Genomic DNA, 23,881 nt, shown 5'->3' with positions numbered 1-23,881 from the left:
GAAGCAATGGAAAGGCGGGCGGGAAGGTCCCGCCCGACGGGGGCTTACTTCGCGGGAACCTCGCGCGGCAGTTCGGTATAGCTGCCCAGCCACTTCTCCTGGATCGCCTTGACCCGGCCGTCGTCGGTCATCTTCAGCAGCGCCTCGTTGATGGCGGCGGCGAAGCTGTCGCTGTCGGCATCCTTGCGCAGCACCCAGGCGAAATATTTCGGCTCGCCGAATTTCGCGGGTTCGAACAGGGCGAAAGTTTCGGGGCGGTTCTTGACCAGATAGGTCAGGTTCGGCAGCGAGCCCGCCACCGCGTCCAGCCGGCCGGCGGCAAGGTCGGCATAGGCTTCGTCGGTGGTGCCGTATTCCTTGATGGTCACGCCGCCCAGGCTGGCACCATAGGCTTCAAGCTGCTTGAACTGCGCGGTGCCCTGCTGGACGCCGACGGTCTTGCCCTTGATGTCCTCGGGCTTGGTCAGGTCGCCATTCGCGGCCTTGACCAGCGAGACGGTGGCATCGGCGATCGGCAGGGTGAAGGTATAGCGTTCCAGCCGCTCGGGGGTGATGGTCACCGGGGCGATCACGATATCGAATTTCTTGACCTCAAGGCCCGGCAGTTCGGCGGTCCAGGGGATATCCTGATAGACCGGCTCGGCGCCGATTTCCTTGCCAACCTCGTCGAACAGATCCTTGGTCATGCCCTCATAGGTGCCGTTCACCAGCATGTCGAAGGGCGCGTAGTGCATGTCGGTCGCGGTGACGATCTTGCCCGCCGCCTTGATGTCGGCAAGCTGGTCGGCATGGGCGGCGGTCGCCAGGGCGATCAGGCTGATCGCGGCGGCCTTCAGGCTCAATTGGAAGCTCATGTCTTTCTCCTTGTCAGACGAAACGGGCGCGGTTCCGGTGCGTTGCGGCCCCGCGCCCCTTGGATTCAGAGTATCCCGGGCAGGTTCAAGCCGTGCTCGCGCGCGCAATCGATGGCGATTTCATAACCTGCGTCGGCGTGTCGCATGACACCTGTTGCGGGGTCGTTCCACAGGACGCGTGCGATGCGCCTGTCGGCATCCTCGCTGCCGTCGCAGCAGATGACCATGCCGGAATGCTGGGAAAAGCCCATGCCGACGCCGCCGCCGTGATGCAGGCTGACCCAGGTGGCACCTGACGCGGTATTCAGCAGCGCGTTGAGCAGCGGCCAGTCGGACACCGCGTCCGAGCCGTCCCGCATCGCCTCGGTTTCGCGGTTGGGGCTGGCGACGGAACCGCTGTCCAGGTGGTCGCGGCCGATGACGACCGGGGCCTTCAACTCGCCATTGCGGACCATTTCGTTGATGGCCAGGCCCGCGCGGTGGCGGTCGCCCAGACCGATCCACATGATCCGCGCCGGCAGGCCCTGGAACGCGATGCGCTCCTGCGCCATGTCCAGCCAGTTGTGCAGATGCGGGTTGTCGGGGAACAGTTCCTTCATCTTGGCATCGGTCTTGTAGATGTCCTCGGGGTCGCCCGAGAGCGCCGCCCAGCGGAACGGCCCGATGCCCTTGCAGAACAGCGGCCGGATATAGGCCGGCACGAAGCCGGGAAAGGCAAAGGCGCGGTCAAAGCCCTCTTCCAGCGCCATCTGGCGGATATTGTTGCCGTAATCGACGGTCGGGATGCCGGCGTCATGGAAGGCGACCATGGCCTCGACCTGCCTGCGCATCGACTTCCTCGCCGCCGCCGAGACCGCCTTGGGGTCGGTTTCCTGGCGCGCGCGCCATTCGGCGACGGTCCAGCCCTCGGGCAGATAGCCATGCACCGGATCGTGGGCGCTGGTCTGGTCGGTCACGATGTCCGGCCGCACGCCCCCGTTCTTTGCGCGCCGCACCAGTTCGGGAAAGACCTCGGCCGCGTTGCCGATCAGCGCCACGGATTTCGCCTCTCCAGCCTTGGTCCAGCGGTCGATCATCGCCAGCGCCTCGTCCAGCGAATGGGTCTTTTCATCGACATAGCGGGTGCGCAAGCGGAAATCGGCGCGGGTCTCGTCGCATTCCACGGCCAGGCAGCAGGCCCCGGCCATGACGGCGGCCAAAGGCTGCGCGCCGCCCATGCCGCCCAGCCCGGCGGTCAGGATCCATTTGCCGCGCAGATCGCCGTTGTAATGCTGGCGCCCGGCCTCGACGAAGGTTTCATAGGTGCCCTGAACGATGCCCTGCGAGCCGATATAGATCCAGGATCCGGCGGTCATCTGGCCATACATGGCCAGGCCCTTTTTATCCAATTCGTTGAAATGATCCCAGGTCGCCCAATGCGGCACCAGGTTCGAGTTGGCGATCAGCACCCGCGGCGCGTCCTTGTGGGTCTGGAACACGCCCACCGGCTTGCCCGACTGCACCATCAGGGTCTGGTCGTCCTCAAGCTTGCGCAGGGCATCGACGATCAGGTCGAAATCCTTCCAGGTGCGGGCGGCGCGGCCGATGCCGCCATAGACCACCAGCTCATGCGGGTTCTCGGCCACGTCGGGATGCAGGTTGTTCATCAGCATCCGCAAGGGCGCCTCGGTCAGCCAGCTTTTCGCGGTGATCCCGGTGCCGGTGGCGGGGAAGATATCGCGGGTATTGTGACGCGGATTGTCCATGTGATTCAAACCTTCAATTCGGCGGCCAGCGCCGCGAGTTTCGTCAGGATCGCTTTCAGGGTGACGCGCAGGGCTTCGGCCTTCTGCTCGTCATAGGCGAAGGGCGCGGCCTCGGTCGCCAGATGCGTCGATTGCGCCAGCTCCATCTGGATGGCGTGGACGCCCTGGCCCGGCTGGCCGTAATGCCGGGTCGTCCAGCCGCCCTTGAAGCGGCCGTTCAGCACATGGGTCCGGCCGGTCGCGGCTGCGACCTCATGCGCGGCGGCCTCGATGGCCGGCGCGCATGAGCGCCCGCTGTCGGTGCCGATATTGAAGTCGGGCAGGGTGCCGTCGAACAGAAACGGGATATGGCTGCGGATCGAGTGGCAGTCATAAAGGATCGCCACCCCATGCCTCGCCTTGACCCGCGCGATCTCGCCCGCCAGCGCGGCGTGATAGGGGGCACGGAAGCGGGCCTTGCGGTCGGCGATGTCCTCGGCCGTCGGTTCGACCTGCCAGATCGGCGCGCCGTCGAAATCGGTCAGCGGCACCAGCCCGGTGGTGTTCTGGCCGGGGTAAAGGCTGGCATCGTCCGGCCCGCGATTGGCGTCGATGGCATAGCGGTGGAATGTCGCGCGCACCGTGGTCGCGCCGGGCAGCAGCCCGTCGTAAAGGCGGTGGATATGCCAGTCCGTATCCGCAAGCTCGCGCCCGCGCGGGTTCAGCGCCGCGCGGATGTCCTCGGGCAGATATGTCCCGGTATGAGGCAGGCCCAGGATGACCGGGCTGTCGCCCTGAACGGTTTCGACGGGGATCATGCTTGCACCTCATGCAGCAGCGGGGCTGCGGCGGCGGTCAGGGCGCCGGTCCGCACCAGGCGCGCGGCCTCGGCCAGGTCGGGGGCCATGTAGCGGTCCTGCTCCAGCGCCGGGATGGTCGCGCGCAGCACCGCCATCACCGCCCGCAGCGGGTCCGAGGTCTTCAGCGGCGCCCGGAACTCGACCCCGGCCACGGCGCAAAGCGCCTCGATGCCCAGGATATGCGCCAGGTTCGCGTTCATCCGTCGCAGCCGGCGGGCGCCATGCGCGGCCATGCTGACGTGATCCTCCTGATTGGCGCTGGTGGGCGTGGAATCGGTGCTGCACGGCGTCGCCAGATGCTTGTTTTCCGACATCAGCGCGGCCGAGGTCACCTCGGCGATCATCAGACCCGAGTTCAGCCCCGGATCGGGCGTCAGGAAGGGCGGCAGATCATGGCTTAGCGCCGGATCGACCATCAGCGCGATGCGGCGCTGGGAAATCGCCCCGATCTCGGCCACGGCCAGCGCGATCTGGTCGGCGGCGAAGGCCACCGGCTCGGCGTGGAAATTCCCGCCCGAGACGATGGCATCCACCTCGGTCAGCACCAGCGGGTTGTCGGTGGCGGCATTGGCCTCGATCTCCAGGGTGCGGGCGGCCTGGCCCAGCAGGTCGATGCAGGCGCCCGTCACCTGCGGCTGGCAGCGGATGCAATAGGGATCCTGCACGCGGCTGTCGCCGATCCGGTGGCTTTCGCGGATCTCGGATCCCTCCATCAGCGCGCGGATGGTGCGGGCGGCGACGATCTGGCCGCGATGGCCGCGCAGGGTGTGGATCTGATCCAGAAACGGCGCGGTCGAGCCCATGATCGCATCGGTCGAAAGCGATGAGGTCACCAGCGCCGTGCGCGCGGCGGCGAAGGCATCCCACAGCCCCGCCAGCGCGAAGGCGGTCGAGACCTGGGTGCCGTTGATCAGCGCCAGCCCCTCTTTCGCGGCCAGCACCACCGGCGACAGGCCGGCGGCGGCCAGCGCCTCGGCCGAGGCCATCTCGCGGCCCTGATATTGCGCGCGCCCCTCGCCCAGCATGGCGGCGGCCATATGCGCCAGCGGCGCCAGATCGCCCGAGGCGCCGACCGAGCCCTGCGAGGGGATCACCGGCAGCACCCCGTGCGCCAGCATCGCCTCGATCAGCGCGACCACCTCGGGGCGGATGCCCGATGCGCCGCGCCCCAGCGACAGCAGTTTCAGCACCATGATCAGGCGCACGGTCTCGGGTTCGACCGGCTCGCCCACGCCGCAGCAATGCGACAGGATCAGGTTGCGCTGCAAGGTGGCGGTATCCCCCGCCGCGATCTTGATCGACGCGAGCTTGCCGAAGCCGGTGTTCACGCCATAGACCGGCACATGGCCATTGGCGGCGGCCGCGATGCGGGCGGCGGATGCGGCGATGCCGGGCCGCGCGCTGTCGGCCAGCCGCACGGCCAGCCCCTCGCGCCAGACGCGCTCAAGCTGGGCAAGCGTGGTTTCGCCGGGTGTCAGGATCAGTTCAGGCAATTTCGCCTCCGAAGATGCGGGTATGAAGCGGGTTGAAGCCGATGCGATAGGTCAGTTCGGCCGGGTGGGCGACATCCCAGACCGCCAGATCGGCGCGCTGTCCGGCGGCGATCACACCGCGATCGCTCAGCCCAAGGGCGCGCGCGGCGTTGCGCGTCACCCCGGCCAGGCATTCGCTGGGCGTCATACGGAACAGCGTCGCCCCCATGTTCATCGTCAACAGCAGCGAGGTCAACGGCGAGGTGCCGGGATTGCAATCCGTGGCCAGCGCGATGGGCACGCCGGCATCGCGCAGCGCCAGGACCGGGGGGTATTTCGTCTCGCGCAGCGTATAGAAAGCGCCGGGCAGCAGCACCGCGACGGTGCCGGATGCGGCCATCGCGTCCACGCCGTCCTGCCCCAGCCATTCCAGATGGTCGGCCGAGATCGCGCCGCGCGCCGCCGCCATGGCCGCGCCATGCAGGTCGGAAAGCTGCTCGGCATGCAGCTTGACCGGCAGGCCCAGCCCGCGCGCATGGTCCAGGATCGCCGCCATCTCGTCGCGCGAAAAGGCGATGCCCTCGCAAAAGCCGTCCACCGCGTCGATCAGATCCTCGGCATGGCCGGCCTCCATCCCGGCGATCACCACCTCGCGGATATAGCCGGCGCGGTCGCCCTTGTATTCCGGCGGCAGGGCATGGGCGGCAAGGAAGGTGGTGCGCACCCGCACGGGCCGGCGCGCCTCGATCAGCCGGGCGACGCGCAGCATCTTCAGCTCATCCGCGACGGTCAGGCCGTAGCCGGACTTGATTTCCAGCGTGGTCACGCCCTCGGCGATCAGGTGATCCACGCGCGGCAGGGCAGCGGCCAGCAGCGCCGCCTCATCCGCCGCACGGGTGGCCTTGACGCTGGACAGGATGCCGCCGCCGGCGCGCGCGATCTCCTCATAGCCCGCGCCTTCCAGCCGCATCTCGAATTCCCGCGCCCGGTCGCCGCCGAACACGATATGGGTGTGGCAGTCGATCAGACCCGGCGTCACCAGCCGCCCGCCCAGATCGCGGCGCGGCGCGGCGGAGTAACGCGCCGGCAGATCCGCCTCGGGACCGGCCCAGGCGATTCGACCCTCACCGATCACCAGCGCGCCCCGCGCGATCAGGCCGTAACCGCCTGACCCCCCGGCCATCGTCGCGATCTGGGCATTCACAAGAAGCTGCATCGGCCATTGTCCCGGATTGATTTCTCGCTGTTTCTATGTATAAACTTAATTAATCTCTATGTCTAAACTTATTTTCGCACGGAAAAGGGCGGCGCGATGGAAAAGATCTGGGCGGAACGGGCCTTGCTGCCTGATGGTTGGGCAGAAAATGTTTGCGTGACGGTCGATCAGGGCCGAATCGCCGATGTGGAAACCGGCGTGACCGGCGGCCCCGCGGCGGGCCTGCTGCTGCCCGCCATGGCGAACCTGCACAGCCACGCCTTCCAGCGCGCCATGGCCGGCCTGTCCGAAGCCAAGGGCCCCGAGCCGCGCGACACCTTCTGGACCTGGCGCCGGATCATGTATCGCTTCCTGGACCACCTGACCCCCGACGACATCGAACCCATCGCGGCCCTGGTCCAGATGGAGATGCTGGAGGCGGGCTATGCCACCAATGTCGAATTCCACTATCTGCACCACCGTCCCGGCGGCGGGCATTACGACAATCCCGCCGAGATGGCCGCGCGCATCGCCGCCGCCGCCGGCCGCACCGGGATCGGGCTGACGCTGCTGCCGGTGCATTACCAGTTCGGCGGCGTGGACCGCCGGGCGCTCGCGCCGGGTCAGGACCGCTTCGGCACCACGCCCGAGGAATACCAGCGCCTGCTGGACGCCTCCGAGGCCGCCCTGCGCGACCTGCCCCCGGACGCGGGCATCGGCGTCGCGCCGCATTCCCTGCGCGCCGTCTCGCCCGAGGGGCTGGCGGATTGCGTCGCGCTGCGTCCCGGCCGTCCCCTGCACATGCACCTGGCCGAGCAGATCCCCGAGATCGAGGAGATCGGCGCCGCCTACGGCCGCCGCCCGGTCGAATGGCTGCTGGACAACCACCAGCCCGACGCCCGCTGGACCCTGATCCACCTGACCCACATGACCCAGGACGAGACCCGGCGCCTGGCCGCCACCGGCGCCGTCGCGGGCCTGTGCCCGATCACCGAGGCAAGCCTGGGCGACGGCATCTTCAACGGCACGACCTGGGCCGGGGCGGGCGGCCGCTACGGCTTCGGCTCGGACAGCAATATCCGCATCTCGCTGGTCGAGGAACTCAGGACGCTGGAATACAGCCAGCGCCTGCGCGACCGGGGACGCGCGATCCTGGCCACCCCGGACAGATCGACGGGCCGGGTGATCCTTGACGCGGGCCTGGATGGCGGCGCGACGGCGGCGGGGCGCGACACCGGCGCGATCCGGGCCGGGCTCTGGGCCGATCTGCTGGCCATCGACACCGCGAACCCGGTCATGGCGGGCCGCGGGGGCGACCAATTGCTGGACAGCCTGATCTTCGCCGGCCATGACGGGCTGGTGCGCGATGTCTGGGCCGCCGGGCGCCATGTGGTCCAGGGCGGAAGGCATATGGACCGCGACGCGATCATCGCCGATTATCTGACGACCATCAGCCGGCTTCAGGACCGCATGTGACCGAGAAAAGCGCCTCGAAGGCCCAACATATCACCGCCGAGGTGCGCCGCCGCATCCTGGACCGCGAATGGTGCCAGGGCGAGCGCATCCCGGACGAGGCCGAGCTTGCCGTCGAATTCGGCGCCGCCCGCGCCACCGTGAACAAGGCGCTGCAACTGCTGGCCGAAGAGGGGCTTTTGGACCGCAAGCGCCGGGCGGGCACGCATGTCACCGTGAACCCCGCGCGCAAGGCCACGCTGACCATCCCCATCGTGCGCGAGCAGATCGAGAGCGCAGGCCGCGAATACAGCCACCGCGTCGTGGCCCAGAAACTCTCGCCCCTGCCCGCCGGGATCGCGGCGCGCATGGCCCTGGCCCAGGGCACCCCGCTGATCCATCTGCGCACCGTCCATTACGGCGACGGCCACCCCTTCCAGGTCGAGGACCGCTGGATCAACCCCCAGGCCGCGCCCGGCGCCGAAAGGGTCGATTTCCAGCGCATCAATGCCAATGAATGGCTGGTCAGAAACTTCCCCTGGTCGCGCAACGACATGGCATTCTCCGCCGAAAACGCCGATGCCCGGGATGCCCGCATGCTGGAAACCCGCCCAGGCACCGCCCTCCTTGTCCTCCGGCGCACGACATGGAACGAAACCGGAGCAATCACATCCGTCAGACTCGCATTCCATCCAGGCTACAGCATGATCGCACAGACCTGACCCGCTTCACTTTCCCAGGGGGTTGCCCTATGAGGGCCGCGACCCCGAATAAGGAACCCCCATGGCCAGCGCCAATCTCAACATCATGATCAAGGCCGCGCGCAAGGCGGGCCGCAGCCTCGTCAAGGACTTCCGCGAGGTGGAGAACCTTCAGGTCTCGGTCAAGGGCGCGGGCGATTTTGTCAGCAAGGCCGACCTTGAGGCCGAGCGGATCATCAAGGAAGAACTGCGCGGCGCCCGCCCGAATTACGGCTGGCTGGGCGAGGAAACCGGCGCCGCCGCGGGCGAGGACCCGACGCGGCGCTGGATCGTCGATCCCCTGGACGGCACCAACAACTTCCTGCACGGCATGCCGCATTGGGCGGTCAGCATCGCGCTGGAGCACAAGGGCGAGATCGTCGCCGCCGTGGTCTACGACGCCGCCAAGGACGAGATGTTCACCGCCGAGCGCGGCGACGGCGCCTTCCTGAACGACCGCCGCATCCGCGTCTCGGGGCGCCGGCACATGGGCGAGTCGATCTTCGCGACCGGCGTTCCCCATTCCGGGCGCGGCTACCTGCCCGCGACGATCCGCGACCTCAGCCGGCTGATGCCGGTCTGTTCGGGGATGCGGCAATGGGGCGCGGCGGCGCTGGACCTGGCCTATGTCGCCTCCGGCCGCCTCGACGGCTATTGGGAACGCAACGTCAAGGCATGGGACATCGCGGCGGGCATCTTGCTGGTGAAAGAGGCGGGCGGCTTCGTCGAGGGCCTGAACCCCGAGGAAAACCCGGTCGAGACCGGCAAGATCGTCGCCTCGAACCCCCAGCTTTTCGCGGGCTTCGCGGAAATCGTCCGCAGCCGCGACTAAGGCAGGTTGACCTTTCCGGCGACCGGGCGCATTGCCGCCATACCAAGCCGAAAGCCCGCCATGACCGAGACAAGCCCGGCGGGGCCGCAGATCGCCCCGCCCGTCCCGCCACCCCCCCGCGCCTATCCGACCTCTGCAAGACAGGACCGGCAGGGCACGGCGATCCTGCTGATCTGCGGCGCCTCGCTGATCTTCGCGATGCAGGACGGGATCTCGCGCCATCTGGGCACGCAATATTCGCCGATCTTCATCACCATGCTGCGCTATTGGTTCTTCACCCTGTTCGTGGTGGCGATCTGCCTGCGCCAGCCGGGCGGCCTGCGCGCGGCGATCCGCAGCCGCCGGCCCTGGACCCAGATCGCGCGCGGCGTGATCCTGGCGCTTGAGATCGTCGTCACCGTCGAGGCTTTCGTGCGGCTGGGCCTGATCAACACGCATGCGATCTTTGCCTGCTATCCGCTGATGATCTCGATCCTCAGTGGGCCGGTACTGGGCGAAAAGGTGGGCTGGCGGCGCTGGCTGGCGGTCTTCGTGGGCTTTCTGGGCATCCTGATCGTGCTGAAACCCGGCAGCGGCGTGTTCTCGTCCCAGGCGGCGCTGCCGCTGCTGGCGGCGGTGATGTTCGCGGCCTATGGGCTGATGACGCGGCTGGTGGGACGCGACGACAGCGCGCTGACAAGCTTCCTGTGGACCTCGGTGATCGGCGCGATCACCATGACCCTTCTGGGCCTGCGCAGTTGGCAGCCGATCGCCACGGCGGATCTTCCCTGGCTGCTGATCCTTTGCGCCTGTGCCGGCACCGCGCATTTCATGCTGATCCGCGCCTATGAGCTGGCCGAAGCCTCGGCGCTGCAACCCTTTTCCTATACGCAACTGGTATGGGTCAGCATCTTCGCCGTGGTGATCTTCGGCGAGCGGCTTGCCCCGAACGTCGCCCTTGGCGCCGCGGTCGTGGTCGGCGCGGGACTGTTCACCTGGTGGCGGTCTCGGCAGCAGGGCGCGGCGCGGCATCGGGCCCGGGTGCATCGGGCCTGAGCACCTCGGCCAGGGGCTCGGAAGCGGCGATGCTGGCCGCCTCGATGACCAGCGCGGGGCGGATGACCTGGGCCAGGACGCCCCCCGCCGCCATATGGACCAGCGCGCGCGGCGACATCGGCGGCCGGCGCGAAAAGGCCAGCCGGATCGGCGGCTGCGGCGGCGGGGGCATGACGCCGCCCCCGCTTAGATCAAAGCTGGGCACGATGGGGGCGGGATGGCCCATGATCCGGGCGCGATACACCGGCAGCGCCTCGGCCACGCGCATGACGTAGTTGCGCGTCTCGTCAAAGGGGATCATCTCGACCCAATCCACCGGGTCCGCCGCGCGGCGCAGGTCGCCGAAATCCAGGATCCAGCGCGCCGGACGCCCCGGCCCGGCGTTATAGCCGGAACTGACCAGCGCGATGGAGGGGCCGAAACGCTCGCGCAGCCCGGCCAGATAGGCCGCGCCCAGCCGCGCGTTATAGGCATCGTCCCGCGTCAGCCGGGCCTGGTCGAAGGGCTCGCCGATCTTGCGGGCCATGGCGCGGGCGGTTTCGGGCATGACCTGCATCAGCCCCAGCGCCCCGGCATGGGAACTGACGGTATGGTTGAACTCGCTTTCCCGCCGGGCGATCGACATGATCAGTTCGGGCGGCAGGCCCAGGGGCTTCTCCTCAAGGCCGGTCAGCGGGAAATAGGCGGCGGGATAGATCACGCCCTTGGCCGCCGCGGCCTTGGCCAGCCGCAGCGCGTGCCAGGGCTTGCGGATCTCCAGCATCAGCCGGGCCATGCGGCCGATATCCTCGGGCGCGGCCGTCTCGGCCAGATGCAGGAAGAAGCGCGCGCCCTGATCGGCATCGCCCGCCGCGATCAGCCAGACCCCCGCCTGCCAGACCGGGTTCAACCGCAGATCGCTGCCGCGCCAGTCGGGCAGCGTCTCGGCGGCAAGGCCCGGCACGGCCAGTTCGGGCTGCATGGTCCGGCGCAGCTTTTCGGCGGCAAGCTGGCCGTAATAGGCCGTCTGCCACTGGGCGGCGCTGTCGTATTCGGCCAGCGCGGCGGACCGATCCCCCGCCGCCTCATGCGCGCGGGCCAGCCAGTAATGCGCGCGCGACCGCGAGATGGGGCTTGCGACCCCGCTTTCCAGATGGGTGAAATGCGCAAGCGCGCGGTCGGGCGCGCCGCCGCGCAGGGCGGCATATCCGGCCAGCCATTCCAGGTCTATGAACTGCTCGCTTCCCGGCGGCAGGAAATGGTTCGCGGCCAGCCGCTCGGCCAGGCCCCAGTCGCGGGCGCGCAAGGCGGCGCGGGCGAAATCGGCGCGCGGCCTGGCCCAGGCGGCCGGATCGCGCAACGCCGAAACCCCGGTCGAGCGTTCCAGCATCAAAGCCCGCGCCAGATCCGGCAGCTTGGCCCTGACCCGCCAGCGGAATCGGTCCAGCGCCAGCCCGGCATCGGCGCGGGCCGCCTCGGGCAGTGCCAGGATCAGCGCGTCCACGCCCGGCTGGCCGGCCTGGGTCGCGATCCGCGCCCTGGCAAGCGCCTGCACCTCGGGCGAGGCCACGGGCAGCATGTCCCGCGCCGCCTGCCATTCGCCCTGATCCAGAAGGCCCAGCACGCGGCTGTCGTGCAGGGGCAGGGTCTGGGGACCGTGGGCGGCCATGAATCTCTCGGCCTCGGGCTTCGGCAGGGCCTGCGTGGTCCAGAAGCGGGCGATCTCGGCCTCGGCGGCGCCGGGATCGGTCGCGGCAAGGGCGGCGATCAGCGCCTCGGCCCCGTTCAGCGAGGTGGGGCGCCGGGCACCGAACCAGGCGATCACATCGGCGGGCGGCAGGTCCGGGCGCAAAAGCGCGTCCCCCCGGCGATGGAACAGTTCCATCCCCGGCCAGTCGGGATGCGCCCGCGCGAAAGCCAGATATTCCGGCCAGGCCCCCTGCCCCGCCCGCAGCCGCTGCCAGGCGATCAGGCTGGAGGCGACCGGCCCCGATGCCGCCGCCTGGCCTTGCGCCGCCGGCCAGTCGCGCTGGCCCGCATAGGCCAGCGCCCGCCCCAGTGCGCGCGCATCCTCGGCCGGCGCGGGCATTGCAGCCAGCGCCAGCGAGAATGCCACAACCGGCCCGAGAATCCTGTCGCGCAAGGGATGCATCATGGCCTTATTTCTGCGAGGTTCCGCCGGTCGGCGCAACTCACATCCTTGGCAAGGCCCGCCATGGGTTGTAATGCCATAAGACATTCAAATTCAGGAATCCGTCATGCTCAAAGGCTCTCTGCCCGCGCTGGTCACGCCCTTCACCCCCGACGGGGAGCTGGATCTTCTTGCGCTTGAGAAGCTGGTCGAGTGGCATGTCGCCGAGGGCAGCCATGGGCTGGTCCCGGTCGGCACCACCGGCGAAAGCCCCACCCTGTCCCATGACGAGCATCGCAAGGTGGTCGAGGAGGTCGTGCGCATCGCCGCAGGCCGCGTGCCGGTGGTGGCGGGCGCCGGCTCGAACTCCACGCGCGAGGGGATCGGCCTGGTCCAGCACGCCCAGGCGGCGGGGGCCGATGCCGCGCTGGTGGTGACGCCCTATTACAACAGGCCGACCCAGGCCGGCCTGATCGCGCATTACACCGCGCTGCACGACGCAAGCGACCTGCCGATCATCATCTACAACATCCCTGGCCGCTCGGTCATCGACATGACACCCGAGACGATGGGTGAACTGGCCAAACTGCCGCGCATCGTGGGCGTCAAGGACGCGACCGGCAAGCTTGAGCGTGTCAGCATGCAGCGCACCACCTGCGGCACCGACTTCATCCAGCTTTCCGGCGAGGATGCGACCGCCCTGGGCTTCAACGCCCATGGCGGCATCGGCTGCATCTCGGTCACGGCCAACGTGGCGCCGCGCCTTTGCGCCGAGTTCCAGGAGGCGACGCTGGCCGGCGATTTCGCCCGCGCGCTGGAATATCAGGACCGGCTGATGCCGCTGCATGTCGCGATCTTCCTGGAGCCGGGCGTGGCCGGCGCGAAATACGCCATGTCCAGGCTGGGTCTTTGCACCGACCGCGTGCGCCTGCCGCTGGTCGGGCTGACCGAGGGCACCAAGACTGCGATCGACCGGGCCATGGCCCATGCCGGGCTGATCTAAGGCCGGGGATCTTATTGGGCCAGCGATCCCAGGCCCCAGGACCCAGGGTGGGAATCTTAGGGCAAGGGCACTTTGGGCAGGACAGGGCGCGCGGGACGCGCCCTTGTCATTCGCGCGGCAGCCTGCTGTCGTCGCCGCGCATCTCCCAGCGATCCAGGTCCGGGTCGCAATAGGTGGCCCAGGACTTGCCCGGCTCGGGCGGCGGGATCTCCTCGGGGTGCCAACTGGTGTGCATATGCGCCTTGGCCAGGAAATTCCCCGTCACCGGCGCGGTCAGGAACAGAAACAGCGTGATCAGCAATTCATGCCAGGTCAGCACGCCCGTCTGGCTGGGAAACCAGATCAGCGAGGCGATCAGCACCGCCCCCACGCCCAGGGTCGCCGATTTCGTCGGCGCGTGCAGCCTGCTCATCTGGTCGGGCAGCTTGACCAGCCCGTATGAACCGACCAACCCGAAGAACCCGCCCAGCACCAGCAGGATCGAGACGACTGTTTCCGCGATCATGCAGCCTCCTTGCTATTCGATGATGTCGCCGCGCAGCACGAATTTCGCGAAGGCGACCGAGGAGATGAAGCCGAGCATGGCGAACAGCAGCGCCGCCTCGAAATAGATGCCCGTGCCCTTGTCGATGCCGAAAAGCGTCAGCAGCGCGATGGCATTGACCGTCAGCGTGTCCAGCGCCAGCACCCGGTCGATCAGTCCCGGCGCGCGCACCACCCGGTAAAGGCAGAACAGCATCGCCAGGCCGAAGCAGCCATAGGCAAAGGCAAGCGCATAGCCGATCATTCGAAGATCTCCTTCAGGCGGGCCTCGTATCGGGTCTTGATATCGTCCAGGACGCCCCGCGGGTCGGGGGCGTGCAGGCAATGGACCAGCAGCGCGCGCCCGTCCTCGGACAGGTCGCAACTGATCGTGCCGGGGGTCAGGGTGATGGTGGCGGCCAGCGCCGTGATCGCCTCGGGGCGGCGCAGGTCCAGCGGGACCACGATCCAGGCCGGGCGCAGCGCGCGGCGCGGCAGGAACAGCACGATCCGCACCACATCGAAATTGGCCTTCACGATGTCATAAAGCAGGATGCCCAGAAAGGCCGGGATGCGGCCGGGGCGGCTATAGCCCTTGGTATCGGGCCAATAGGGCGCCGTCAGCAGCGGCACGGCCACCCCGATCAGCCCGGCGAAGACCAGCGAGCCCCAGGCCCAGCGATTGACCAGCGCCAGCCAGACCAGCACCAGGGTCGCGCTTAGCAGCGGATGGGGAAGCAGCCTGCGGATCACTTGACGCCCTCCTGCTCTTGCAGCACCGCTTGCAGATAAAGGGCGGGATCGTGAAGCTGCCGGGCGGTGGCCTGGGCCCAGGCCGTCACCGGCCCGGCCAGCACGGTCAGCCCCAGGATTCCCGCCAGCAGCAGCCCCACGGCGACGATGGCAAGCGCGGGCTGCGCGTCCTTGGACGGGGCCTGGCTTTTCCAGAAGACCGTCGTGCCGGCGCGCGCCATGCCATAGATCGCGATCAGCGAGCTTGTCAGGATCGTGCCCCAGATCCACACCGCCGCCGGCGCGGATTGTGTGGCCTGCATCACCAGAAGCTTGCCGACGAAGCCCGAAAGCGGCGGCATCCCCACCACCGCGATGGCTGCGGCAAAGTAAAGCGCGGCGATCAGCCCTCCGGGCGCCGCCCCCGCGCGCAGCCACAGATCCCCTTCCCGCCGCGCGCCGATCATGTCCACGATCAGAAACAGCGCCCCCGCCGCCAGCGTCGAGTGGATCATGTAGTAAAGCGCCGCCGCCGTGCCCTGCACCGTGAACTGGGCCACGGCGATCATCAGCGTCCCGACCGAGCCGATGGCCGCGAAGGCCGCCATCCGGCCCAGATGCCGCGTGCCGAGGATGCCGATCTGTCCCAGCGCCAGGGTGAACAGCGCGGCGGGCAACAGCAGATCCATCACCACCGTCTCGATCACCGCGTCCTTGGGAAAGACCAGGGTAAAGAAACGGATGATGCCGTAGACCCCCACCTTGGTCATGATGGCGAACAGCGCCGCGACCGGCCCCGGCGCATTGGCATAGGTCGAGGGCAGCCAGAAATGCAGCGGCACCAGCGCCGCCTTGACGGCAAAGACCAGCATCAGCAGCACCGCGCCCACGCGCAGCAGCGCCGTGTCCTGGGGCGGCATGGCGGCGACGCGGGCGGCCATGTCAGCCATGTTGAGCGTGCCCGTCACCGCGTAAAGCACCCCCAGCGCCGCCAGAAACAGCGTCGAGCCGGCCAGGTTATAGGCGATGTATTGCACCCCCGCGCGCAACCGCATCGGCCCGCCGCCATGGATCATCAGCCCGTAGCTGGCGATCAGCAGCACCTCGAAGAACACGAACAGGTTGAAGGCGTCCCCGGTCAGGAAGGCCCCGCAGATCCCCATCAGCTGGAACTGCCACAGCGCATGGAAATGCCAGCCCCGCCGGTCCCAGCCCGAGCCCATGGCGTAAAGCTGCACCGCCAGCGCCAGAACCGCCGTCAGCAGCACCATCAGCGCCGAAAGCCGGTCCAGCATCAGCACGATGCCGAAAGGCGCGGACCAGTTCCCCAGGCGATAGACCCGGATCTCGCCCGAACCGGCAAGCCCGTTCAGATAAAGCGCCAGCGCCAGCAAAAGCGCGGTGCCCGCGACGGAAAAGACCCGTTGCAGCAGCAGGTCCGCCCGCATCCACAGGATGATCAGCGCGCCGATCACGGCGGGCAGGATGACGGGGGCGATGATCAGATGGCTCATTCCTGGGGGCCTTCCTGGGGGCCTTCCTCGGCGCGGCGGTCGGCGCGGGGCATGTCCACGCGGTCGTCGCCGCCCTCCAGGAACGCCCCCAGCGCCATCATCACCGTCACCGCCGTCATCCCGAACGAGATCACGATGGCCGTCAGCACCAGCGCCTGCGGCAGCGGGTCGGTATAACGCGCGGCCCCCTCGCGCAGGATCGGGGGCGCATCCACGACCAGCCGCCCGGTCGAGAACAGGAACAGGTTGATCGCATAGCTCAGCATGGTGGTGCCCAGCACCACGGCGAAACTGCGGCGGCGCAGGATCAGATAGATGCCCGCCCCGGTCAGCATGCCGATGGCGCTGGACAAAAGCAGTTCCATCAGCGGTCTCCGGTCCGGCTGGGGTCCACGTCCATCGGGCCGGCATTCACCGTCTCGCCCGCCTGGCGCGCGATGCGCGAAAGCGAATTCAAGGCCAGCATCACCGCGCCCAGCACACACAGAAACACGCCCAGGTCAAAGCCCATGGCCGAGGCCAGTTCGAACGGCTCAAGCCCCGGCAGCTTCACATGGCCATAGGCCGAGGTCAGGAAGGGCATCCCCGCGAACCATGCGCCGATGCCGGTGACGCCCGCCGCGATCACGCCCGCGCCGATCAGCGCATGAAAGGGCACGCGGTTGCGGCTTTGCGCCCAGGCATAGCCCGAGGCCATGTATTGCGAGACCAGCGCGCAGGCGACGACCAGACCGGCGATGAAGCCCCCGCCCGGCTGGTTGTGCCCGCGCAGAAAGATATACAGCCCCACCACCAGCGACATCGGCAGGATCAGCCGCGTCACCACGACCAGCATCAGCGGATGGCGCGCGCCCGCCCGGTGGCTGTCATGGCGCCAGTGCCGCAGCCGCTGGCCGCTGGCGCCGGACAGCAGCGTCTCGGTCAGGGCAAAGATCGCCAGCGCGGCGATGCCCAGCACGGTGATTTCGCCGAATGTGTCATAGCCTCGGAAATCGACCAGGATCACGTTCACCACATTATCGCCGCCGCCCAGCTTGTGGCTGTTCTCAAGCATATAGCCCGAAATCGAGGGCAGCGCGAAATCCGAGCGCATGACCCCATAGGCCAGCCCGCCAAAACCCAGGCCCGTGATCGTCGCGACGAAGGCGTCGAAGCCGCGCTTGCCGGGCCGGCTTTCCAGGATGGTGCGCTTGGGCAGGAAGTTCAGCGCCAGCAGCAGCAGGATGACGGTCACCACCTCGACCGAGATCTGGGTCAGCGCCAGGTCCGGCGCGGACAGGTAAAGAAAGCAGCCCGAGACCATCAGCCCGATGATCCCGACCAGCACCAGCGCCAGCATTCGATTGCGGTGAAAGGCCACCATGCAGCAGGTGGCAATCATCAGAAGCGCCCAGCCGATCAGGGCGACGGGCGGGACGGACAGCATGGGGCGGCTCCACCCCTCATGCCCGCCTGTCGAAAAGGCCCAGGCGCCGCACATCACCACGGTCAACGAAAAGGCCGCGAAGGCACGCGCCAGCGATCCGTTGGTGACGCGATCCGTCAGCACCCGCGCCAGCCGCAGCGCGCGCCGCGTCACCGCATCAAACATCGCCTTCGCATCCGGCCTTCGGCCCATCCCGTCGCGCATCGCCAGCAGGCGCGGCTGCGCGCGCAGCAAGGCAGCACCCCCCAGGATCGCCGCGACCGACAGCAGCAACGCCGGCGTCACCCCATGCCACAGCGCGAAATGCGGCTGCGGCGCGCCACCAGTCACGCCACCAGTCACGGCCGCGCCCGAGGCGGCGACCAGCCAGCCGACCATCCCGTTCGGCCAAAGCCCGATCAGCACCGCCAGCAGGGCCAGCAGCCCTGGCGCAGCCCAAAGGCCGAAGCCCGGATCATGCGGCGCATGGGGGTAATCGTCGCGCCGAGGCCCCAGGAAGACCTGCCAGACCAGCCGCAGCGAATAGCCGACCGAGAAAAGCGCCGCCAGCGCCGCCGGCAGATAAACCGCCACGCCGAGATGCGTGGCCTGCTCCAGCATCAGTTCCTTCGACAGGAAACCGTTCAGAGGCGGGATGCCCGCCATGGACAGGGCCGCGACGGTCCCGATCGCGAAGGTCACCGGCATCAGGCGGCGCAGGCCCCCAAGGCGGGCGATGGACCTTGTTCCGGTCTCGTGGTCGATGATCCCGGCGGTCATGAAAAGCGCCGCCTTGAACACCGCATGGTTGACGATGTGAAACAGCGCCGCCACCGCCGCGCCCTCGGTCCCGAAGCCCAGCAGCATGGTGATCAGCCCCAGATGCGAGACCGTCGAATAGGCCAGAAGCGATTTCAGATCGTCGCGGAACAGCGCGATCCAGGCCCCCAGCAGCATCGTCAGAAGCCCCGCCCCCGTGACCAGCCAGAACCATTCCGGCGTCCCGGACAACACCGGCCAAAACCGCGCCAGAAGAAAGATCCCCGCCTTCACCATGGTCGCCGAATGCAGATAGGCCGAGACGGGCGTGGGCGCGGCCATCGCATGGGGCAGCCAGAAATGGAACGGGAACTGCGCCGATTTGGTAAAGGCCCCCAGCAGGATCAGCAGCAGCGCTGGCAGGTAAAGCGGGCTTGCCTGCACCGCCTCGCGCGCGTTCAGGATCGCCGAAAGCTCATGGCTTCCGGCGATGCGGCCCAGGATCAGCATCCCCGCGATCATCGCGAGGCCCCCAAGCCCCGTCACCGCCAGCGCCATGCGCGCACCCTGCCGCGCCTCGGGCAGATGCCGCCAATAGCCGATCAGCAGGAAGGAACTAAGCGAGGTCAGCTCCCAGAAAACCAGCAAAAGCAGGATGTTATCGGATAGCACGATCCCCATCATCGCGCCCTGGAACAACATCAGATAGGTCAGGAACAACCCCACCGGATCGCGCGCGGCCAGATAGAACCGCGCATAGGCGATGATCAGAAGCCCGATCCCCAGGATCAATATCCCGAACAGCAGGCCCAGCCCGTCGATGCGAAAGCTGGCGTCCAGGCCAAGCTGCGGCAGCCAGGCGAAGCGCGCGGTGATCACCTCTCCGGCCAGGATCGCGGGAATGTGCAGGCACAGGCCCAGCAATGCGGCGGCGCTGGCCGTGGCGCAGGCGACCGCCGCGACATCGCGCCCCGAGCGGATCAGCAGGCCAGGCAGCAGCGCGCCCAGAAAGGGCAGGACGGCGATCAGTGCTGGCGACATGGCTCTCCCTCCCCCGCTGGCGCCATGTCCCCAGACTAGGGAAAAGATGTCAAGCAGGCCGCGAACTTGGCGCTGGCCGATGTTCGTGTTTCGTGCTAGCCCAAAGGGAAAAAAGAGGGCGGGCATGAAAATCATCGGCATCGATCCGGGGCTGCGGAACATGGGCTGGGGCGTGATCGCCGTGGACGGTCCCAGGCTGCGCCATCTGGCCAATGGCATCGTCCATTCCCAGTCCGGCGATCTGGGCCCGCGCCTTTCGGCGCTGTTTCGTGGCCTTTCGGCGGTGATCGAGCTTTACCGGCCCGACGCGGCGGCGGTCGAGCAAACCTTCGTCAACAAGGACGCGACCGGCACGCTGAAACTGGGCCAGGCGCGGGGCATCGCGCTGTTGGCTCCGGCGGAATACGGGCTGGAAATCGGCGAATACGCCCCCAATGCGGTGAAAAAGACCGTGGTGGGCGTGGGCCATGCCGCCAAGGAACAGGTCCAGCACATGGTCCGCTTCATGCTGCCGGGGGTGGAACTGGCCGGACCCGACGCCGCCGACGCGCTGGCCGTGGCGATCTGCCATGCCCATCACATCCAGGGCCGGTCCCTGCGCATCAAGGCCGTGGGCTAGGGGGTCGCCATGATCGGACGCATCGCGGGCATCATCCTGCACCGGGCGCAGGACCATGTGCTGATCGACGTGCGCGGCGTGGGCTATATCGTCCATGTCAGCGAGCGCACCTCGGCAAGCCTTCCCCCCGCCGGCCAGGCGGCGGCGCTTTATACCGAGCTTCTGGTGCGCGAGGATCTGTTGCAGCTTTTCGGCTTTCCGACGCTGCTTGAGAAGGAATGGCACCGGCTGCTGACCTCGGTGCAGGGGGTGGGGGCCAAGGTATCGCTGGCGATCCTGGGCACGCTGGGACCGGACGGGCTTAGCCGTGCGTTGGCGCTTGGCGACTGGTCCGCCCTGCGCAAGGCGCCGGGGGTGGGACCGAAGCTTGCGCAGCGCATCGCGATGGAATTGAAGGACAAGGCCCCCGCCGTGATGGCCCTGGGCGGCAACCTGACCGTCGATCCAGGCCCCCTGGTCGACGCGCCCGAGGAAACCCCCGCCCTTCCCCGCGCGCCCGCGCCCCCCAGTTCGGCGCAGGCGACGGCGGATGCCCTCTCGGCCCTGGGCAATCTGGGCTATGCTCCGTCCGAGGCGGCGGGCGCCGTGGCCCAGGCGGCCGGCCTGGAACCCCAGGCGGGCACCTCGGCTTTGATCAGGGCAGCCCTCAGGCTGCTTGCACCCAAGGAATAAGGAGCCAGGACATGGGAAACATCCGCACCTTCATCCTGATGGCCGCGCTGACCGCGCTGGTCATGGCCATGGGCTATCTGATCGGCGGCTCGGGCGGGGCGGTGATCGCGCTGATCTTCGCGGGGTTCGGGAACTTCATGGCCTGGTGGAACAGCGACAAGATGGTGCTGCGCCAGCAGGGCGCCACGCTGGTGACACGCCAGCAGGCCCCGGAACTGGTCGACATGGTCGAAGGACTGGCCGCCCGCGCGGGCCTGCCCATGCCCAAGGTCTATGTCCTGGCGACCGAACAGCCCAATGCCTTCGCCACCGGGCGCAATCCCCAGAACGCCGCCGTGGCCGTGACCCAGGGCATCATGCAGGTGCTAAGCCGGGACGAACTTGCCGGCGTGATCGCGCATGAACTGGCCCATATCAAGAACCGCGACACGCTGACCATGACCGTCACCGCGACCATGGCAGGCGCCATCGCGATGCTGGGCAACATGCTGATGTTCTCCTCGATGTTCGGGGGACGGGACGACAATCGCGGCGGCGGCATCGCGGGGCTTCTGGCGATGATCTTCGCGCCCATGGCGGCGGGGCTGGTCCAGATGGCGGTCTCGCGCACGCGCGAATACGAAGCGGACCGGATCGGGGCCGAGATCTGCGGCAAGCCGCTTGCGCTGGCCGGGGCGCTGGCCAAGATCGCGCAGGCGGCGGGGCGCGTGGTCAATACCCCGGCCGAGCGCAACCCCGCCTCGGCCAGCATGTTCATCGTCAACCCGCTGCATGCGTTGCGCATGGACCGGCTTTTCGCCACCCACCCGCCGACCGAGGAACGCATCGCCCGCCTGCGTGCCATGGCCGGCGGCGCGGGCGGCGCGCCACGAAACGCGGCTCCGGCCGAGGCTTTCGGCCCATCGCGCATTCCCAACAGCGGCGGACGCGGCCCCGCCCCCTGGGGCAATCCATGAGCCAGCCCGACCCCATGCTGCGCCCCGAACCTCTGACAAGCGATACCGAGGATCGCGCGCTGCGCCCCCAGAAGCTTGAGGATTTCGTGGGCCAGGCCGAAGCACGCGCCAATCTGCGCGTCTTCATCGAAAGCGCCCGGATGCGCGGCAAGGCGATGGACCACACGCTGTTTCACGGGCCGCCGGGCCTTGGCAAGACCACGCTCGCGCAGATCATGGCGCGCGAACTGGGGGTGAATTTCAAGATGACCTCCGGCCCGGTGCTGGCGCGCGCGGGCGATCTTGCCGCGATCCTGACCAATCTGGAAACGCGGGACGTGCTTTTCATCGACGAGATCCACCGCATGAACCCGGCGGTCGAGGAAGTGCTTTATCCCGCGATGGAGGATTTCGAGCTGGACCTGGTGATCGGCGAAGGCCCCGCCGCGCGGACGGTGCGGATCGAATTGCAGCCCTTTACCCTGGTCGGCGCGACGACGCGGCTGGGCCTGCTGACCACGCCGCTGCGCGACCGTTTCGGCATCCCGACCCGGCTGCAATTCTATACCGTCGAGGAACTGGACCTGATCGTGACACGCGGCGCGCGGCTGATGGGCATTCCGTCCGAACCTGCGGGCACGCTTGAGATCGCCCGCCGTGCCCGAGGCACGCCCCGCATCGCCGGCCGCCTTTTGCGCCGGGTGGTGGATTTCGCGCTGGTCGAAGGCGATGGCCGGCTGACGCGCCAGATCGCCGACAGCGCCCTGACGCGCCTGGGCGTCGATCATGTCGGCCTCGATTCGGCCGATCGCCGCTATCTGACCCTGATGGCCGAGCATTACGGCGGCGGCCCGGTCGGGGTCGAAACCCTTTCGGCCGCGCTTTCCGAAAGCCGCGATGCGATCGAAGAGGTGATCGAGCCGTTCCTGATGCAGCAGGGCCTTGTCAGCCGGACCCCGCGCGGACGGATGCTGGCCCGGCTGGGCTGGCGGCATCTTGGCCTGGACGCGCCTCGGACACAGGAAAGCCTGTTCGAGGATTAGCCTCGGCGGCGCCCGGCCGTGCGAAAATGCGCCTGCGCGATGTCGCCAGGAAGGCCGCCGTTTAGCCTCGTGTCGCCAGCGTTTCTGTCCTGAAGGCGTTCGAGACGCGGACCGGGGGGGCACGGACCGGGGGGGCACGTGGACCGGGTTGAACCCCGGAACCAAGGGTGCCGCTTGCACCCTCACCCGTCGCGATGGCTTTGCCGCGGAAATCGCGGGGCGGGGTTCACCTCATGAAACCAGGCATGCTCGCTGGACGGCATGCGCAGGCCGACACCCTGGCCCGCAAAACGGGGAACTGGCCGGCCCAGGGCTGTTCTTGCCCCCTAGGTGCATGATGGAGCGCAGGGCGGCCAAAGCGGTCCAGGCGGGTGTCATCGCAAATGGCCAAGGCGCTTACCCACCATGGCGCAGCGCACCGATCAACGCCGCAAGAGCCGGGGGATGCTGGCGGCGGTTGGGATAGTAGAGATGATAGCCCTCGAAGGTCTTGCGCCAGTCGGCCAGAACCTCGACCAGTTCTCCGCCGGCGATATGCCCGGCCACGAAATCAAGCGGCAGATAAGCCAGCCCAAAGCCCGCAAGGCAGGCTTGCCGCACCTGCACGACGCTGGTGAAGACAAGCCTGCCCTGCGTGGTGACACGGACTTCCTTGCCGCCCTTGCTGAAGACCCAGGCGAAGAACTCACCATGGGTCGGCAGGCGCAGATTGATGCAGTCGTGATCAGAGAGATCATGCGGCTGCTCAGGCAGGCGCCGCCCCGCAAGGCAGGAGGCTGCGCCCACGACGACCATGGGAATGTCCGGCCCGATGCGCAGCGCGATCATGTCCTTGGACACCAGCCTGCCGCGCCGCACGCCCACGTCGAAACGCTCGCGGACGACATCGGCGCGGCCGTAATCCGTCACCAGCTCGATATTGACCTCTGGATAAAGCGCCAGAAACCGCTCCAGCGCCGGCCATAGCAGGCTGAGGATCGCGTATTCGTCGGCCGACAGGCGGATCGTGCCGGACGGCCGGTCACGCAGGGAACCCAGCCCGGCGAAGCCCCGGTCGATCTGTTCCAATGCAGGCGCCACTTCCGACAGCAGCCGCTCGCCCGCCTCGGTCGGGGATACGTTCCGGGTCGTGCGGTTCAGCAGGCGGATGCCCACCCGCCCTTCCAGATTGCGCACGGTCTGGCTGAGCGCGGATTGCGAAACACCCAGCCTAGCCGCCGCGCGGGTGAAGCTGCCTTCCTGGGCAACAGTGACGAAGGCATTCAGGTCACGAAGGTTCTCGTTCGACATTCATAAGACCAGCTAATCATGGCATCCAGATTGCGCCATCTAATCGAAAACCGGATCAAGCGCTATCTTCAG

Annotated in this window: 22 protein-coding genes; 9 read left to right on the top strand and 13 right to left on the bottom strand. The window is 68.0% G+C overall.

Going from position 1 to position 23,881, the window contains the following annotated elements; translation table 11 throughout:
* Positions 1–44 precede the first annotated feature (44 nt).
* The 5 genes from QM682_RS02990 to hutI form a co-directional block, all read right to left on the bottom strand.
* Complete coding sequence (locus tag QM682_RS02990) at positions 45–854, bottom strand: transporter substrate-binding domain-containing protein (RefSeq protein ID WP_415126952.1); 810 nt, start codon at positions 852–854, stop codon at positions 45–47.
* Between the two features lie 65 nt (positions 855–919).
* On the bottom strand, positions 920–2,599 hold the full coding sequence (hutU, locus tag QM682_RS02985) for a urocanate hydratase (RefSeq protein WP_415126950.1): 1,680 nt from the start codon (positions 2,597–2,599) through the stop codon (positions 920–922).
* A 5-nt stretch (positions 2,600–2,604) separates the two neighbouring features.
* Positions 2,605–3,396, bottom strand: a complete 792-nt coding sequence (gene hutG / locus QM682_RS02980; RefSeq protein WP_415126948.1) for an N-formylglutamate deformylase — start codon at positions 3,394–3,396, stop codon at positions 2,605–2,607.
* Entirely contained in the window at positions 3,393–4,931 is a 1,539-nt protein-coding gene (gene hutH, locus QM682_RS02975; RefSeq protein WP_415126946.1) for a histidine ammonia-lyase, read from the bottom strand. The genes hutG and hutH overlap by 4 nt, the downstream gene beginning before the upstream one ends.
* Complete coding sequence (hutI, locus tag QM682_RS02970) at positions 4,924–6,126, bottom strand: imidazolonepropionase (protein WP_415126944.1); 1,203 nt, start codon at positions 6,124–6,126, stop codon at positions 4,924–4,926. The genes hutH and hutI overlap by 8 nt, the downstream gene beginning before the upstream one ends.
* Positions 6,127–6,222: 96 nt before the next feature.
* Here hutI and QM682_RS02965 point away from each other — a divergent pair, with 96 nt between their 5' ends.
* The 4 genes from QM682_RS02965 (at position 6,223) to QM682_RS02950 (ending at position 10,164) form a co-directional block, all read left to right on the top strand.
* Positions 6,223–7,581, top strand: coding sequence for a formimidoylglutamate deiminase (locus tag QM682_RS02965; protein ID WP_415126942.1), 1,359 nt, complete (start codon positions 6,223–6,225; stop codon positions 7,579–7,581).
* Positions 7,578–8,279 (top strand): GntR family transcriptional regulator, encoded by a 702-nt coding sequence (locus QM682_RS02960; protein WP_415126940.1) that lies wholly within the window; start codon positions 7,578–7,580, stop codon positions 8,277–8,279. The genes QM682_RS02965 and QM682_RS02960 overlap by 4 nt, the downstream gene beginning before the upstream one ends.
* A 61-nt stretch (positions 8,280–8,340) precedes the next feature.
* Positions 8,341–9,129: an inositol monophosphatase family protein gene (locus tag QM682_RS02955; RefSeq protein ID WP_415126938.1), complete on the top strand. Its 789-nt coding sequence runs from the start codon at positions 8,341–8,343 to the stop codon at positions 9,127–9,129.
* 60 nt (positions 9,130–9,189) lie between these two features.
* Positions 9,190–10,164 (top strand): DMT family transporter, encoded by a 975-nt coding sequence (locus QM682_RS02950; protein ID WP_415126936.1) that lies wholly within the window; start codon positions 9,190–9,192, stop codon positions 10,162–10,164.
* Here the strand turns inward: QM682_RS02950 and QM682_RS02945 are convergent.
* The gene (locus QM682_RS02945; RefSeq protein WP_415126934.1) at positions 10,100–12,298 is read right to left on the bottom strand and encodes a transglycosylase SLT domain-containing protein; all 2,199 of its coding nucleotides are present in this window, start codon (positions 12,296–12,298) and stop codon (positions 10,100–10,102) included. The genes QM682_RS02950 and QM682_RS02945 overlap by 65 nt on opposite strands.
* Before the next feature lie 103 nt (positions 12,299–12,401).
* Between QM682_RS02945 and dapA the strand changes: the two genes are divergently transcribed.
* Positions 12,402–13,277 carry a 4-hydroxy-tetrahydrodipicolinate synthase gene (dapA, locus tag QM682_RS02940; protein WP_415126932.1) on the top strand — a complete coding sequence of 292 codons (876 nt, stop codon included), beginning with the start codon at positions 12,402–12,404 and terminating at the stop codon, positions 13,275–13,277.
* Between the two features lie 106 nt (positions 13,278–13,383).
* On the opposite strand, the gene QM682_RS02935 is transcribed toward dapA, so the two are convergent.
* From QM682_RS02935 to QM682_RS02910, 6 genes are read right to left on the bottom strand one after another with little or no spacing between them, the layout of a single operon-like run.
* Positions 13,384–13,782: a Na+/H+ antiporter subunit G gene (locus QM682_RS02935; protein ID WP_415126930.1), complete on the bottom strand. Its 399-nt coding sequence runs from the start codon at positions 13,780–13,782 to the stop codon at positions 13,384–13,386.
* 12 nt (positions 13,783–13,794) lie between these two features.
* On the bottom strand, positions 13,795–14,064 hold the full coding sequence (locus tag QM682_RS02930) for a K+/H+ antiporter subunit F (RefSeq protein ID WP_415126928.1): 270 nt from the start codon (positions 14,062–14,064) through the stop codon (positions 13,795–13,797).
* On the bottom strand, positions 14,061–14,552 hold the full coding sequence (locus QM682_RS02925) for a Na+/H+ antiporter subunit E (protein WP_415126926.1): 492 nt from the start codon (positions 14,550–14,552) through the stop codon (positions 14,061–14,063). The genes QM682_RS02930 and QM682_RS02925 overlap by 4 nt, the downstream gene beginning before the upstream one ends.
* Positions 14,549–16,045: a monovalent cation/H+ antiporter subunit D gene (locus QM682_RS02920; RefSeq protein ID WP_415126924.1), complete on the bottom strand. Its 1,497-nt coding sequence runs from the start codon at positions 16,043–16,045 to the stop codon at positions 14,549–14,551. Before QM682_RS02920 ends, QM682_RS02925 begins: the two co-directional genes overlap by 4 nt.
* Positions 16,042–16,410 carry a Na+/H+ antiporter subunit C gene (locus QM682_RS02915; protein ID WP_415126922.1) on the bottom strand — a complete coding sequence of 123 codons (369 nt, stop codon included), beginning with the start codon at positions 16,408–16,410 and terminating at the stop codon, positions 16,042–16,044. The genes QM682_RS02920 and QM682_RS02915 overlap by 4 nt, the downstream gene beginning before the upstream one ends.
* Positions 16,410–19,250: a monovalent cation/H+ antiporter subunit A gene (locus QM682_RS02910; protein ID WP_415126920.1), complete on the bottom strand. Its 2,841-nt coding sequence runs from the start codon at positions 19,248–19,250 to the stop codon at positions 16,410–16,412. The genes QM682_RS02915 and QM682_RS02910 overlap by 1 nt, the downstream gene beginning before the upstream one ends.
* A 124-nt stretch (positions 19,251–19,374) precedes the next feature.
* On the opposite strand from QM682_RS02910, the gene ruvC reads away from it, so the two are divergent.
* The 4 genes from ruvC to ruvB are packed head-to-tail and all read left to right on the top strand — an operon-like array spanning position 19,375 to position 22,519.
* Positions 19,375–19,869: a crossover junction endodeoxyribonuclease RuvC gene (ruvC, locus tag QM682_RS02905; protein ID WP_415126918.1), complete on the top strand. Its 495-nt coding sequence runs from the start codon at positions 19,375–19,377 to the stop codon at positions 19,867–19,869.
* Positions 19,870–19,878: 9 nt separating this feature from the next.
* On the top strand, positions 19,879–20,541 hold the full coding sequence (ruvA, locus tag QM682_RS02900; RefSeq protein ID WP_415126916.1) for a Holliday junction branch migration protein RuvA: 663 nt from the start codon (positions 19,879–19,881) through the stop codon (positions 20,539–20,541).
* Positions 20,542–20,552: 11 nt separating this feature from the next.
* Positions 20,553–21,497 (top strand): zinc metalloprotease HtpX, encoded by a 945-nt coding sequence (htpX, locus tag QM682_RS02895; RefSeq protein ID WP_415126914.1) that lies wholly within the window; start codon positions 20,553–20,555, stop codon positions 21,495–21,497.
* Complete coding sequence (ruvB, locus tag QM682_RS02890; protein ID WP_415126912.1) at positions 21,494–22,519, top strand: Holliday junction branch migration DNA helicase RuvB; 1,026 nt, start codon at positions 21,494–21,496, stop codon at positions 22,517–22,519. Before htpX ends, ruvB begins: the two co-directional genes overlap by 4 nt.
* A 396-nt stretch (positions 22,520–22,915) precedes the next feature.
* On the opposite strand, the gene QM682_RS02885 is transcribed toward ruvB, so the two are convergent.
* A complete protein-coding gene (locus tag QM682_RS02885; protein WP_415126910.1) occupies positions 22,916–23,809 on the bottom strand; it encodes a LysR substrate-binding domain-containing protein in 894 nt (297 codons plus the stop codon).
* Between the last annotated feature and the right edge of the window lie 72 nt (positions 23,810–23,881).

Origin of the sequence: Paracoccus sp. (in: a-proteobacteria) (assembly GCF_047605025.1) — a bacterium.
Lineage (GTDB): Bacteria > Pseudomonadota > Alphaproteobacteria > Rhodobacterales > Rhodobacteraceae > Paracoccus.
Note: the sequence above shows the minus strand (reverse complement) of the source record. Positions and strands in the feature narration are given on the sequence as shown.

What these genes read in the sequence shown, in the direction of transcription:
- hutG (WP_415126948.1), bottom strand. Translation starts at nt 3,396, where the DNA reads ATGATCCCCGTCGAAACCGTTCAGGGCGACAGCCCGGTCATCCTGGGC.
- ruvB (WP_415126912.1), top strand. Translation starts at nt 21,494, where the DNA reads ATGAGCCAGCCCGACCCCATGCTGCGCCCCGAACCTCTGACAAGCGAT.
- QM682_RS02945 (WP_415126934.1), bottom strand. Translation starts at nt 12,298, where the DNA reads ATGATGCATCCCTTGCGCGACAGGATTCTCGGGCCGGTTGTGGCATTC.
- QM682_RS02935 (WP_415126930.1), bottom strand. Translation starts at nt 13,782, where the DNA reads ATGATCGCGGAAACAGTCGTCTCGATCCTGCTGGTGCTGGGCGGGTTC.
- ruvA (WP_415126916.1), top strand. Translation starts at nt 19,879, where the DNA reads ATGATCGGACGCATCGCGGGCATCATCCTGCACCGGGCGCAGGACCAT.
- QM682_RS02990 (WP_415126952.1), bottom strand. Translation starts at nt 854, where the DNA reads ATGAGCTTCCAATTGAGCCTGAAGGCCGCCGCGATCAGCCTGATCGCC.
- QM682_RS02950 (WP_415126936.1), top strand. Translation starts at nt 9,190, where the DNA reads ATGACCGAGACAAGCCCGGCGGGGCCGCAGATCGCCCCGCCCGTCCCG.
- QM682_RS02910 (WP_415126920.1), bottom strand. Translation starts at nt 19,250, where the DNA reads ATGTCGCCAGCACTGATCGCCGTCCTGCCCTTTCTGGGCGCGCTGCTG.
- QM682_RS02955 (WP_415126938.1), top strand. Translation starts at nt 8,341, where the DNA reads ATGGCCAGCGCCAATCTCAACATCATGATCAAGGCCGCGCGCAAGGCG.
- htpX (WP_415126914.1), top strand. Translation starts at nt 20,553, where the DNA reads ATGGGAAACATCCGCACCTTCATCCTGATGGCCGCGCTGACCGCGCTG.
- QM682_RS02885 (WP_415126910.1), bottom strand. Translation starts at nt 23,809, where the DNA reads ATGTCGAACGAGAACCTTCGTGACCTGAATGCCTTCGTCACTGTTGCC.
- ruvC (WP_415126918.1), top strand. Translation starts at nt 19,375, where the DNA reads ATGAAAATCATCGGCATCGATCCGGGGCTGCGGAACATGGGCTGGGGC.
- hutI (WP_415126944.1), bottom strand. Translation starts at nt 6,126, where the DNA reads ATGCAGCTTCTTGTGAATGCCCAGATCGCGACGATGGCCGGGGGGTCA.
- QM682_RS02930 (WP_415126928.1), bottom strand. Translation starts at nt 14,064, where the DNA reads ATGATCGGCTATGCGCTTGCCTTTGCCTATGGCTGCTTCGGCCTGGCG.
- QM682_RS02965 (WP_415126942.1), top strand. Translation starts at nt 6,223, where the DNA reads ATGGAAAAGATCTGGGCGGAACGGGCCTTGCTGCCTGATGGTTGGGCA.
- hutU (WP_415126950.1), bottom strand. Translation starts at nt 2,599, where the DNA reads ATGGACAATCCGCGTCACAATACCCGCGATATCTTCCCCGCCACCGGC.
- QM682_RS02920 (WP_415126924.1), bottom strand. Translation starts at nt 16,045, where the DNA reads ATGAGCCATCTGATCATCGCCCCCGTCATCCTGCCCGCCGTGATCGGC.
- QM682_RS02915 (WP_415126922.1), bottom strand. Translation starts at nt 16,410, where the DNA reads ATGGAACTGCTTTTGTCCAGCGCCATCGGCATGCTGACCGGGGCGGGC.
- dapA (WP_415126932.1), top strand. Translation starts at nt 12,402, where the DNA reads ATGCTCAAAGGCTCTCTGCCCGCGCTGGTCACGCCCTTCACCCCCGAC.